The 12,849-nt window shown below is 70.6% G+C and carries 9 protein-coding genes; 4 read left to right on the forward strand and 5 right to left on the reverse strand.

The annotated features are described in order from the left end of the window. Positions 1-173: 173 nt before the first annotated feature. The 4 genes from trhA to IM697_RS38985 all read left to right on the forward strand — a co-directional run bounded on the left by trhA (position 174) and on the right by IM697_RS38985 (position 3,997). A complete protein-coding gene (gene trhA, locus IM697_RS38970) occupies positions 174-920 on the forward strand; it encodes a PAQR family membrane homeostasis protein TrhA (RefSeq protein ID WP_194041427.1) in 747 nt (248 codons plus the stop codon). A 114-nt stretch (positions 921-1,034) separates the two neighbouring features. Continuing rightward, positions 1,035-2,600 (forward strand): DHA2 family efflux MFS transporter permease subunit, encoded by a 1,566-nt coding sequence (locus IM697_RS38975; RefSeq protein ID WP_194041429.1) that lies wholly within the window; start codon positions 1,035-1,037, stop codon positions 2,598-2,600. 5 nt (positions 2,601-2,605) lie between these two features. Further along, positions 2,606-3,235, forward strand: a complete 630-nt coding sequence (locus IM697_RS38980; RefSeq protein ID WP_194041431.1) for a TetR/AcrR family transcriptional regulator — start codon at positions 2,606-2,608, stop codon at positions 3,233-3,235. A gap of 33 nt (positions 3,236-3,268) precedes the next feature. Further along, positions 3,269-3,997 (forward strand): Mut7-C RNAse domain-containing protein, encoded by a 729-nt coding sequence (locus IM697_RS38985; protein ID WP_194041433.1) that lies wholly within the window; start codon positions 3,269-3,271, stop codon positions 3,995-3,997. Here IM697_RS38985 and IM697_RS38990 read toward each other — a convergent pair. The 5 genes from IM697_RS38990 to IM697_RS39010 all read right to left on the reverse strand — a co-directional run bounded on the left by IM697_RS38990 (position 3,994) and on the right by IM697_RS39010 (position 12,736). Further along, positions 3,994-6,396, reverse strand: coding sequence for a galactose oxidase early set domain-containing protein (locus tag IM697_RS38990; protein ID WP_194041435.1), 2,403 nt, complete (start codon positions 6,394-6,396; stop codon positions 3,994-3,996). The two genes, IM697_RS38985 and IM697_RS38990, sit on opposite strands and share 4 nt — an antisense overlap. Further along, the gene (locus tag IM697_RS38995) at positions 6,393-7,574 is read right to left on the reverse strand and encodes a glycosyltransferase (protein WP_194041437.1); all 1,182 of its coding nucleotides are present in this window, start codon (positions 7,572-7,574) and stop codon (positions 6,393-6,395) included. The genes IM697_RS38990 and IM697_RS38995 overlap by 4 nt, the downstream gene beginning before the upstream one ends. Next, positions 7,571-9,220, reverse strand: coding sequence for an ArnT family glycosyltransferase (locus tag IM697_RS39000; protein WP_194041439.1), 1,650 nt, complete (start codon positions 9,218-9,220; stop codon positions 7,571-7,573). Before IM697_RS39000 ends, IM697_RS38995 begins: the two co-directional genes overlap by 4 nt. Continuing rightward, a complete protein-coding gene (locus tag IM697_RS39005) occupies positions 9,217-10,494 on the reverse strand; it encodes a glycosyltransferase (RefSeq protein WP_194041441.1) in 1,278 nt (425 codons plus the stop codon). Before IM697_RS39005 ends, IM697_RS39000 begins: the two co-directional genes overlap by 4 nt. Positions 10,495-10,702: 208 nt before the next feature. Continuing rightward, the gene (locus IM697_RS39010) at positions 10,703-12,736 is read right to left on the reverse strand and encodes a thioredoxin domain-containing protein (RefSeq protein ID WP_194041443.1); all 2,034 of its coding nucleotides are present in this window, start codon (positions 12,734-12,736) and stop codon (positions 10,703-10,705) included. Positions 12,737-12,849: the final 113 nt, after the last annotated feature.

The following is a 12,849-nucleotide window of genomic DNA, read 5'->3' on the forward strand; positions in this document are numbered from 1 at the left end:
ATCACAGGTGAGCGGCGTGAGCATCACCACTCATCCGGATGTTTTCGATGCGTCACCACGGCTTCACCCCGGGTGTGCCCCTGTCGGGTAGCCCATGAGACGATGGCCACTTTGCGGCGCTCATCTCGCCACTCTGACGCGTAACTTACGGTTCCGTAGGTACGATGCCCCCCATGACTGCGCCCGTCCCCGACGCGCCCACGGACACGCCGGCCGCCGGCCGCGGTTCCGCCGCGCCGTCCTTGCCGCACCAGATCGCGCACCACGCCCAGCAGCTCACGGGCGAGATCAAACCCAAGCTGCGCGGCTGGCTCCATCTCGGCATGTTCCCGGCGGTGCTGGTCGCGGGCCTGGTGCTCACGGCCCTCGCGGACTCATCCCGGGGACGCCTCGCCTGCGGGATCTACGCCCTGACCGCCTGCCTGCTGTTCGGTGTGAGCGCGCTGTACCACCGGGGCAACTGGAGCCGGCGGATGGACGGCATCCTGCGCCGCCTGGATCACGCCAACATCTTCCTGATCATCGCGGGCACCTACACGCCGCTGACGATACTGCTCCTGCCGGAGGCCAAGGGCCAGTGGCTGCTGTGGGGCATCTGGGCGGCCGCGCTGGCCGGAATCGTCTTCCGGGTCTTCTGGGTGGGCGCCCCGCGCTGGCTCTACACGCCCTGCTACATCGCGATGGGCTGGGCGGCCGTCTTCTTCCTGCCGGACTTCATGCGCACCGGCGGTATCGCGGTGCTGGTCCTGGTGATCGTCGGCGGCGTCCTCTACAGCGCGGGCGGCGTGATCTACGGCATCAAGCGCCCGAACCCGTCACCGCGCTGGTTCGGCTTCCACGAGGTGTTCCACTCCTTCACCCTGGCGGCGTTCATCACGCACTACGTGGGGATCTCGCTGGTGGCGTACCAGCACGGGTAACCCACCGCACAGCTCCTCCAGGGCCACGGCTTGCGAGCCGTGGCCCTTTTCGCGCGCCCGAAGACCGACGGCATCAATTGACATCAACCTTCATTTGAGAGTTACTCTCATTTCATGGCTACTGTCACTTCAGCTGGTGTCGCTCCGGATCCTCGTCGCTGGTGGGCCCTGGGTGCCCTGGTCGCGAGCATGCTGACCCTCGGCTTCGACATGACGATCCTCAATGTGGCGCTGCCGACGATGGCCGCCGACCTCGGCGCCAGTACCGGCGAGCAGCAGTGGATGGCGGACGCGTACGTCGTCGTCTTCGCGGCGCTGATGCTCCCCGCGGGCCTGCTCGGCGACCGGTTCGGGCGGCGGCGGATGCTGATCACCGGGCTCGCCGTCTTCCTCGCCGGTTCACTGGCCGGCGCGCTGGCCGGCGAGGTGAACGCGGTGATCGCCGCCCGGGCCGCCATGGGCGTCGGCGCCGCTCTCGTCACCCCGCTCGCGCTCTCCGTGCTGCCCTCGCTCTTCGGCGCCGAGGAGCGCACCAAGGCCGTCGGCATCATCTCCGCCGCCTCCGCGCTCGGTCTGCCGCTCGGCCCGATCGTCGGCGGCTGGCTGCTGAACCACTTCTGGTGGGGCTCGGTCTTCCTGGTCAACGTGCCCATGGCCGCGATCGGCATCGCCGCCTGCGTCTTCCTGCTCCCCGAGACGAAGGACCCGGCCTCCCCCAAGGTCGACACCGTCTCGGCGGCACTCGCCGTGTCCGGCCTCGGCGCTCTCGTCTACGCCATCATCGAGGCGCCCACCCGCGGTTGGAGCGACCCCCTGGTGCTGGGCATGCTCACCGCGGCCGTCCTGCTGATCGCCGCCCTGGTGCTGCGCGAGCGCCGGGTCGAGCGCCCCATGCTCGACATGGCCCTGCTCGCCCACCGCGGCTTCCTGTTCAACACCGTCGCCGCGACCCTGGTGACCTTCGTCCTGACCGGCCTGCTGTTCGTACTGCCGCCCTACCTCCAGGCCGTCCTCGGCCACGACGCCCTGGGCACCGGTGTGCGGCTGCTGCCGATGATGGGCGGACTGCTGGTCGCCTCCCGCCTCGCCGCGCAGGTCGTCGCCCGCTTCGGCGCGCGGGCCGCGGTGAGCGCGGGCCTGGTGGTGCTGGCCTTCGCCGGGCTGCTGGGCAGCCGTACGACGGTGGACTCCGGCTACGGCTTCGTCGCGCTGTGGCTGTCCATCACCGGTCTCGGCTTCGGTCTCTCGCTCATCCCCGCCATGAACGGCGGTCTGAGCGCCCTGCCCCGGGACCGCGCCGGCAGCGGCTCCGGGCTGCTGATGACGATGCGCCAGGTCGGCGGCGCGATCGGCATCGCGGTGCTCGGCAGCGTGCTCGCCGGCGCCTTCCGGGACCGGCTCGACGTCACGGGGCTGCCCGAGCGGGCCGCCGACACCGCCGGGGAGTCCGTGGTCGCGGCGCACATCGTCGCCGGGGAGGCGGGCCCCGGCAGGGCGGCCGAGCTGGTGGCCTCCGCGAACGGCGCGTACGTCCACGGCATGGGCGTCGTGCTGCTGGCCTGCGGGATCGCGGCCCTCGTCTCCGCCCTGCTGGCGGCGGCGTTCCTGCCGAGCGCGCCCGCCGAGGAGGAGCCCGAGGCCCCGGACATGGCTGCCGAGCAGGCCGATGCCCGACAATGAGCCCCATGACCTCCGCACACTCCTCTCCCCTGACCGACCGTCCCCAGCTGGGGCTTCGTGAGCGGAAGAAGATCAAGACCCGGACGGCGATCCGCGCCGCGACCTACGCGCTGATCAGGGAACAGGGCTACGACGCCACCACGATCGAGCAGATCGCGGAGCGCGCCGAGGTGTCGCCGTCCACGGTCTTCCGCTACTTCCCGACGAAGGAGGACATCGTCCTCACGGACGAGTACGACCCGATCCTGCTGGAGGAGCTGCGCAAGCGGCCGGCGGACGAGCCGTGGCTCGAGTCCCTGCGGTATGTCATGCGGCTGGCGATCAGCGCCGCGATGGCGGACGAGCCCGAGGCCATCCGGCTGCGGACGCATCTGCTGGTCCAGGTCCCGGCGGTGCGTTCCCGGATGCTGGAGAGCATGTCGGTCACCGGCCGGATGCTCGCCGACGCCGTCGCCGAGCGCACCGGCCTGGAGCAGGACAGCCTGGAGGCGCGGGTCTACACGATGTCCCTGATCGGCGGCCTCGCGGAGATCTCCGTGTACTGGGCCGAGAACGACTTCAAGGACGACCTCCTCGACCTCCTCGACCGCACGCTGGACGTCATCGAGCACGGCCTCCCCACGAAGAAGACCTGAGGTACGAGGCCCGTGCCATGACATCCTGGCCGGGTGAACGGTCCCGAGATCCACGTCGAGTTCGCCCCCGAGCTGCGCCTGTTCCTGCCCAACGGACGGCGTGAGGGCGGTACCGCCCGGGTCGCCACCGACGGCGTCTCGACCCTCGGCCATGTCGTGGAGTCCCTCGGCGTCCCGCTGACCGAGGTCGGCCCCCTGGTCGTGGACGGACGCGAGGTGCCGGTGTCGCACATCCCGGCGGCGGCCGAATCCGTCTGCGTACGGCCCGTCGAGCGCCCCCAGCGGGTGCCCGGCGCCCCCCTGCGCTTCCTGCTCGACGTCCACCTCGGCACCCTCGCCCGCCGACTGCGGCTGCTCGGCGTGGACACGGCGTACGAGTCGACGGACATCGGCGACCCGGCCCTCGCGGCGCGCTCGGCCGCCGAGCGACGGGTCATGCTGAGCCGGGACCGGGGGCTGCTGCGACGCCGTGAACTGTGGGCCGGCGCGTATGTCTACAGCACGCGGTCCGACGACCAACTCCGCGACGTCCTGGACCGGTTCCGGCCCGAACTGCGCCCCTGGACGCGCTGCACCGCCTGCAACGGACTGCTGAGGGAGGCGACCAAGGAGGAGGTGTCGGACCAGCTGGAGGGCGGGACCCAGCGATCGTACGACGTGTTCGCGCAGTGCACCCGGTGCGGGCGGGCGTACTGGAAGGGCGCGCACCACGAACAGCTCGTCGCCATCGTGGAGCGCGCCCTCGCGGACTATGCGAGCTAACGTCGGGTCACATCACCCTTCCCGCAGGCGATCCCGTCCCGGTTCGCGTCCAGCCGCAGCGGGTCGTCCTCGCCGTTGACCTCCATACGGCCGTAGTCGTTCCTCTTCAGCCAGTCGCAGCGGGACTTCGTCGTCGCCTTCACCGTCGGCGGGAAGTCGGTCGGGACGCAGACGTTGGCCGAGCCGTAGTGGCGGTCGCAGCCGGAGACGGTCGGGCCGACCTGCTGCGAGCCGCGCTTCTTGCCGGGGCCCGTGACCTTGCCGTCGAGGCTGTCGGCGAACTCGTGGACATGCGCCGTGGCGTCCGTCGCGCTCAGGGCCTGCGGGCCCTTCAGGTGCACCCACTTGGCCACCGACGGTACCCCGTTGGCGTCGACCGCGAAGAGCATGTACCAGCCGGGCGGGGCCAGGTTGGGGTTGCTCGTCACGTTCAGGTCGACGTTGTCGCCGTCCACCGACAGCGGCAGGTCGACGAAGCGCTGGTTGGGGTCGGAGGAGTGGGTGACGGCGGCCGGGCGGATCAGCTCGGCCTCGGCGATGGGCCGGTCGACGGTGATGCGCTGGGTGTCGCCGTAGGTCCACTCGGTGTCGATGACCGAAGTGATCGTCGGGCGCTCGCCCTTGAGGAGATAGGGCGGGGTGTAGATCGACACGTCGTGGTTCCAGCTGCCGTTGCCCGGGTTGTCGCCCGTCGCCATCACACGGCCGTCGGGCAGCAGGAACGCCGAGGAGTGGTAGCCGCGCTCCTCCGGGTCGGCCGCCACCGGGTCGAAGGTGTTGGTCGCCGGGTCGTAGAGCGAGGACTCGTACACCGGGTCGGCCCGGTTGTGCAGGGCGCCGCCCGTCTCCAGGACCTTGCCGTCGGGCAGGAGCACGGCGGAGACGTACATCTTGCCCTGGCCGCCGGTCTGCGGGACCTTGCCGGCGCCGAGGTCGACGGTGCCCTGCGGCAGCGGCGGGCCGGCGACGTAGGACGGGTTGGGCTGCTTGAGGTCGATGACGTCGGTGAGGCGGTTGGCGTCCGGGTTGGAGTCGATGTTGCCGCCGCCGATGGTGAGGACCTTCTGGTCCTGGGCCGGGGGCAGCAGCACGCTCGCGGACTGGTCGCGCTCGTCCTTGTTCCGCAGGCCGGGGACCTGGGTGACGGTGTTGGCGTCGTAGTCGTAGATCGCCGAACCGGTGCCCGGGATGTTGTTGCCGAAGACATGGCTGCCGGAGTAGAAGAGGCGGCCGTCCTGCATGAGGATCATCGACGGGTACAGGCCCCAGTACGACCAGGTCTGGTTGACCTTCCAGAGCTCCAGCCACTTCTGCTCGGCGTCCGACCACAGCTCGGCGGTGACCGAGCCGGTCGAGTCCTCCTTCAGACCGCCGAAGGAGATCACGTCACCGTTGCCGAGGATGGTGGCCGACGGGTACCAGTGGCCGTCGTTCATGTCGTTGGTCTTGCTGTAGGTCTCGGTGACCGGGTCGAAGACGTACGAGTCCTTGTAGCCCTGGTAGCCGATCGTGCCGTCGGCCGACGGATAGCCCTTGTTGCCGCTCATCACGAGCACCCGGCCGTCGTCGAGCTGGACGTGCCCGGCGCAGAACATGTCCTTCGGCGTGGGGATCGTCTTGTACGTGCCGTTCTCCGGGTCGTAGACCGCGCTGGTGAACGTGCCCGCCTCGAACATCTCCTCGCTGTTGCCGGAGCCGGCGATCAGCAGCACCTTGCCGTTGTTCAGGACGACCGAGTGCATCGAACGCACCGGGTTCTGGGTGGGCAGCACGTCCCAGCGGCCGTTCGCGCACTCCTCGGCGGTCCCCGTGCACACCGGGTCCGGGACGGGGTCGGCGACCTGGTCCATCGTGTAGTCGTCGGTGGTGACGGAGCCGGTGCCGTAGACGGAGACGCCCCAGGAGATCCGGTCGGTGCCGGCGGGCACCTCGGGTGTGCGGACCGTGGCCTCGGTCCAGCCGGCCGCCATCTGGAGCGTCTTGAGGTCGGTCCAGTACTGCCAGCCCGCCGTGGGGTCGTGCCGGAAGAGAGTGACCGAGGTGTCGGGGGTGGTCGACTTGTACCAGAGCCCCAGGTCGTACTGCTTGCCCGGGGTGACGACCGGCGCGCACTCGGCGGACTCGGTGATCAGCGCCTTGCGGTCGCCGTCGAGGCGGCGGGTGAGCTCGACCTTCATGGCCTTGCCGCCGCTGTGGGCGTCGGCCACCGTCTCGAAGGTGAAGTCGTTGTCGCCCCAGCCGGACTTCTCCCAGCAGTAGGGCATGTCGTCGGTGCCGGCGGTCTCGAAGCCGGGGTTCTTGACGAGGTTGGCGGCGGAGGCGGACGGGGGTGCGGTCAGGAGCAGGGCCCCGGTGAGGCCCATGACGGCCAGGAGGGCCGTTCTCCGTCTGGATCTCATGCAGTACTCCTTGCTGTGCGGCTCCTGCGGGGCAGATAGACCAGCGCCTCGGTACCGACGAAGCGCAGGACGAAGGTGATGACCAGGGCCAGCGCGGTCGCGGGCAGCACGGCCAGCCCGAAGTGCCCGACCAGCAGCGCGATCAGCGGGATGCGCAGCACCAGGTCGGCGTTGGCGAGCAGCGCGAACCGCACGGTGCGGTCGGCCCAGTGGCGGTGCCGGCGGCGCTCGCGGAACAGCAGCTTCTCGATGAGCAGGAAGTTCCAGGCCACCCCGAACTGGTTGGCGATGATCTCCGCCGGGAGGTAGTGCAGCCCGGCCTGCGTCATCGCCCACAGCGCGGCCAGGTTCGGCACGAAGCCGGTCAGCCCGATCAGCCCGAACACCACCATCCGGGCCAGCGGGTCGGCCGTGCGCAGCCCGGCGAGGTGCCGCAGGAAGCGGCGTCCCTCGGCCGCGGTGGACTTGGACTCCCCCGCGAACCGCTCCTGGAACACGAACGGCACCTCGCTGACCGCACGCGGGCGGCTGCGCACGGCCAGCTCCAGGAGGATCTTGTAGCCGAGGGGCCGCAGCGCCTCTGCCGCGATGTCGCCGCGGCGGATCGCGAAGAAGCCGCTCATCGGGTCGCTGATGCCGTGCAGCCGGCGCGGGAAGAGGGACTTGGTCAGCCAGGTCGCCGCCCGTGACACGGCCACGCGATAGCTGCCGGCGAGCCCGGCCCGGCTGCCGCCCTTGACGTACCGGGAGGCGACGACCAGTCCGGCGTTCGCGCGCTCGCCGGTGGCGACCAGGTCGGGGACCAGGGACGGCGGGTGCTGGCAGTCGCCGTCCATGACGACGATCCAGTCCGAACCGGCCGCCTTCATGCCCTCGACGACCGCGCCGCCGAGCCCGCCGACGGGTTCGTCGCGGTGGATGACGGTGACGGGGAACGGGCAGTCCTGCGCGGCCTCCTCGATGACCTGCGGGGTGTCGTCGGTGGAGTCGTCCACGAAGACGACCTCGCAGGGCAGCCGGGACGGCACCGACTCGGTGATCTGGTGCAGCAGCTGCCGTACGTTGGCGGACTCGTTGAAGGTCGGTACGACGATGGTGACCGCGGCCGGTTCGGGCACCTCCACGGCCTCGACGGTCGGCTCGCCCAGCTCCTGGGGGGCGGTGGATTCCTGGCTCATCGGACGCCTCCGGAGGCTGTCTGGATCTGGCGGATCTCGACGCGGTCCGCGCCGCTGCCGAAGACGGCGACCGGCTTCGAGTGCTCGATGGCCGCCCTGACGTTGGGCAGGTCGACCGCGTCACGGCGTACCGTCGGGGAGGCGACCACGTAGTCGAGGTCCTTCCAGCCGCGCGGCATCGTCCTGGTCACGGCCGGGTCGAGGTCGGCCTTGTAGAACCAGATGACGCCGAGCCCGGGCTCGTACCCGGCGTGCACCAGGTCCAGCCACAGCGCGTCGTCGACCAGGACGCGGGTGTCCTGCGGGTCCGCCACCTCGGTGGCCAGCCACTTCGAGGCGGCCTGGTAGGGCGCGTTGGCGTCGGCGGTGACGGCGGTGCGGTCACCCTCGTACCAGCGCGGGACGACGTAGGCGCCGGCGGCGATCGCGAGGACGGCCGCGAGGGCGTAGCGGCCGCCGGTGAGATAGCGGTGCTCGGCCTCGGACCGCCGGCGCCGCAGGACCGCGTGGGCGACGGAGGCGGTGCCCCCGGCGAGGACGAGGGCGAGGAACGGCAGGGCCTGGATGACGTACATGGCGGGCAGATAGCCGTTCGGGCGCAGCGCCATCAGGGCGAGGACGACCACCGCGAGGGACGGTCCGGCCAGGGCGCGGGCGGTGACCGACCAGCGCCAGGTGACCAGGAGCAGGAGGCCGCCCGCGAGACCGCCGAGGATCAGGACACGGTCGTAGTAGAGCCACGACTGCAGGACGCCGTACGACCCGGAGCCCTGGTCGAGGAGGAAGCCCGAACCGGGTCTGGTCATCTGGTACTTGATGCCGTCCCACAGCGAGACATGTCCGCTGCCCGGCAGCAGCTCGCCCTTCAGCAGGGCGAACAGGGGGTAGGACAGGCCGATCAGCGCACAGGCGGTGACCGCGCCGGTCAGGGCGAACTTGCGGGTGTCGCGGTGGCTGTGCCGCCACATCGTGAGGAAGACCGCGGGCAGGACCAGGAGCATCGTCTCCTTGGTCAGTACGGCCGTGGCGGCCACGATCCCGGCGCCGAAGTGGTGCCAGAGGTGGCGGCTCGGCGAGGCGGCGAGGGCGAACGCGAGCAGCGTCCACATCACCGCGAGGTTGTCGAGGAAGATCTCCCGCTGCAGGACGACCGACAGCGGCGAGAGGCCGAAGAGGACCATGCCGAGCCCGGCCGCCCAGCGCGGCAGGGACAGCCGCCGCCCGAGCACGTACACCAGCACCGCGCTGACCGCGCTGACGACGAGCATCGCCGCGCGCATGGTGCCGACCGTCATCGACTCGGGGCTGAGCGCGGCCGGGATCCAGGTCAGCAGGGCGAGCTGGATCCAGCCGAGCGGCGGGTGGTCGTACCAGTAGGTGTAGTGGGCCAGGCCCCGGCCCTCCTGGACGGCCCAGGCCTGGGCGAGGTAGGTGCCCTCGTCGTCGCTGAGGGTCGGGTAGTCGGCGATGTTCCAGCCCTGTACGACAAGGATCGCGACGAGCAGGACGCCGCACAGGAGGAGGTCGGGTCGGGACGAACGCAGCCGTATCGGCGGGGTTGTTCGACCGGTCGAACGCGCCACAGGCGCAGGCTGCCGCTGCGCGGGGACCTTCTCAGTGGTCACCGCGGGAAGGGTGGAGGTCACGCAGGGACGTCCTCTCGGAGGTCTCGGGTCGCTTCGGCGTGGGCGAGATGGGCGCCGACGTGGGTGGTCAGCTCCCAGTCGTTGCGGCCGCGCTGCTCACGCCAGACGGCGCGCACGGCGGCCCCGGCGAGGAGCACCTGGTAGAAGGGACCGCCCACGACGAGCTTCAGGTAGTGCACGAAGCGGACGCGCAGTCCGTACTGCTTGCCGAAGTCGTGCAGTCCGACGACCTCGAAGACGAAGGTCACGAGGGCGGTGACGGCCGGCAGGAAGGTGATGAAGGCGACGCTCACCGGCACGTCGAGGAACACGGCGATCGCGATGTTGAGCGGGATGATGAGCCCGGTGAAGGCCTGCATGAACGGCGTCATGAGCGTGTACCGGGCGAGCAACCGCTGTCCGAAGGTGGGCAGTTGCCTCCAGTCCTTCTTCCGGTAGACCTGAAGGAAGCCCTGGTTCCAGCGGGTGCGCTGCTTCAGCAGCGACATCAGGCTGCCGGGCGTCTCCTCCTTGGTCACCATGTCGGAGTCGTAGGCGACGACGACCTTCTTGCCGACGCTGGACAGCCGGACACCCAGGTCGCAGTCCTCGGCGAGGCAGTCGGGATCCCAGCCGTCGGCCTCCCGGAGCACGTGCGTCCGCACGAAGACGGTGTTGCCGCCGAGCGGGATGAACCCCTTCTGCGCATGCAGGTGGAGTCGCGAGCGGAACCAGAAGAAGTACTCCAGGCAGTTGCGCAGGCTGTACCAGCTCGAGTGGAAGTTGATGAGCTGGACCCCGCCCTGGACGACGTCGGCTCCCGTCGTGCGGAACGCGTGGTCGACGTGGGCCAGCAGCTCCGGGTGGACCTGGTCCTCGGCGTCGAAGACCCCGACGACATCGCCGCGGCAGTGCGGCAGCGCCGTGTTCATGGCCTTCGGCTTGTTCTTCTTCTCGTGGGTGTCGACCACGACCCGGACCCGCGGATCACGGGCGGCCGCCTCCTCGGCGACCTGCGTGGTCTCCGGGTCGTCGTGCCCGACGATGACGATGATCTCGAAGTCGGTGTGTGTGGACTCCAGCAGCCGCTGGATGGTGTGGTCCAGCACGGCCTGTTCGTGCCGTGCCGGAAGCAGCAGCGAGAACGACAGACGCCCGCCGCCGTCCGGTCTGCTGAATCGGGTGGAGGCGAGCACTTCGGGCGTACGCCACGCGTGCATCTGCCACCACAAGGTGAAAGCCGCCATCCAGAACAAGGCCAGCGAGACGACGGCTATGAAGACAGACGTCAGCAACAGATCCCCCCAGATCCCCAATGCCCCCTGTCGCGACGGTGCGTCACACCCGTCGCGTCACTGTGGAGAGATTAAGGGGAAACTGTGAAGCGCAAGGGCCGTTTCGGTCAATTGCGTGTTTCGGAACGGTGCGTTGGAAAGCGCGACCTATCCGAACAGACACCCATTTGGGCAGCCGGAACGACACCCTCCGCGTCCGTGTCGCCGGTCAGCTCCGCAGAGCCGCGCGCAGCCGCTCCGGATCCGTCGTCGGCGCGTCACAGGTGAAGTTACGGCAGACGTACGCGGCCGGTTCACCGCCGACGAGCGGCCGGTCGGCGAGGAGCGGGAGTTCGTCGCTGTCCGGGGTGCCCACGGCGACGACGGCTCCGGGGGCGGTGCCCAGAAGCGCCGTACGGTGCAGCGCCTTCGTGGCCCGGTCGTCGAGGCTCGGCCCGATGATCGCGACCTCGCGGGGCCCGGCGAGGTTGGCCTCGGCTACGGCCAGACCCCAGCCGATGAAGCGGGGGACGCGCGGGCCGAGGGCCTTGACGACGCCCAACGCCCTCTCGGCGGCGCCGCGGTGGGGCTCGGCGCCGGTCTGGGCGGCATAGCTGAGCAGGGCACCGGCCGCCGCGCTCCAGCCGGAGGGGACGGCGTTGTCGGTGGGGTCCTGGGGACGGCGGATCAGCCGCTCGGCGTCGACGGCCGTGTCGTAGAGGGCGCCGGACTCCTCGTCCACGAAGCGGGCGAGCACGTGGTCGAGCAGGAACCCGGCGAAGTCCAGCCAGACGCCCTCGCCGGTGACGGAGGCGAGCGCGAGGAAGCCCTCGGCGACGTCGGCGTAGTCCTCCAGCACACCCGGGTTGGCGCCGGCCCGGCCGTCCTTGCTGGTGCGGGCGAGGCGGGCCTGGTCGTCGAGGTGCAGCCGGACGAGCAGGTCGGCGGCGGCGAGGGCGGCGTCCACGAGGTCGGGGCGGTCGAAGTAGGCGCCGGTCTCGGCGAGGGCGGCGATGGCGAGACCGTTCCAGGCGGCGACGACCTTGTCGTCACGGCCGGGTGCGGGGCGCTCGCTCCGGCTGTCCAGCAGCCGCCGCCGCACGGACGCGATCTTCTCGGCGTCGAACAGCCCGTCCTGCTGCGGGAGCTGGAGGACGGAGGAGCCGTGCTCGAAGGTGCCCTCCTGCGTCACGCCGAAGTGGCGGGCGGCGAGCTCGGCGTCGTCGTCGCCGAGGACCTCGCGCAGTTGCCCCGGGGTCCACACGTAGTAGGCGCCCTCGACGTGCTTGCCGGTCCCGTCGTCGCTGTCGGCGTCGAGCGCGGAGGCGAACCCGCCCTCGTCGGTGCGCAGTTCGCGGACCATGAAGTCGGCGGTCTCCAGGGCGACCCGGCGCGCCAGCTCGGACCCGGTGGCCCGCCACAGGTGGGCGTACACCCGACACAGCAGGGCGTTGTCGTACAGCATCTTCTCGAAGTGCGGCACGACCCAGTCCCGGTCGACGGAGTACCGCGCGAACCCGCCACCAAGCTGGTCGTAGATGCCGCCGCGGGCCATCCGCTCGCAGGTGTCCTGCGCCATCTGCAGCGCACCCTCGGCCCCCGTCCGCGCGTGGTGCCGCAACAGAAACTCGATCACCATGGACGGCGGAAACTTCGGCGCCCCACCGAACCCGCCCCGCTGCGGGTCGTACTCCCGCGTCAGCCCGAGCAGCGCCTGCGCCAGCTCCTGCTCGCCGGGCGCCTCGGTGCCGCCGTAGGAGATCTCCCGCCCGGCCAGATCCCGGACGATCTTCCCGGCGACCTCGGCGACCTCGTCGCGCCGGTCGGCCCAGGCGCTGCGCACGCCCTCCAGGACCTGGCGGAAGGACGGCATGCCGGACCGGGGGGCGGGCGGGAAGTAGGTGCCGAAGTAGAAGGGCTCGGCGTCCGGGGTCAGAAACACCGTCATGGGCCAGCCGCCCTGTCCGGTGGCCGCCTGGACGGCCTCCATGTAGACGGCGTCCACGTCGGGGCGTTCCTCGCGGTCGACCTTGACGCTCACGAAGTGGGCGTTGAGGTAGTCGGCGGTCTCCTGGTCCTCGAAGGACTCGTGGGCCATGACATGACACCAGTGACACGCGGAGTATCCGATCGACAGCAGAACGGGCACGCCGCGCCGCCGCGCCTCCTCGAACGCCGCTTGTTCCCAGGGCCACCAGTCCACCGGGTTGGAGGCGTGCTGGAGGAGGTACGGGGACGTCTCATGGGCCAGTCGGTTCGGCATGCCTCCATCCTGCCTGACCGGGGTGCTCCCACAGGGGTTGCACCCGCGCGTGATCCCAGGATGCGCCGCGGTCGGCCCGCGGCATGGTGGTTCACAACGCTCCCGTTGCGGTC

The organism is Streptomyces ferrugineus, assembly GCF_015160855.1.
GTDB classification, from domain to species: Bacteria; Actinomycetota; Actinomycetes; order Streptomycetales; family Streptomycetaceae; genus Streptomyces; species Streptomyces ferrugineus.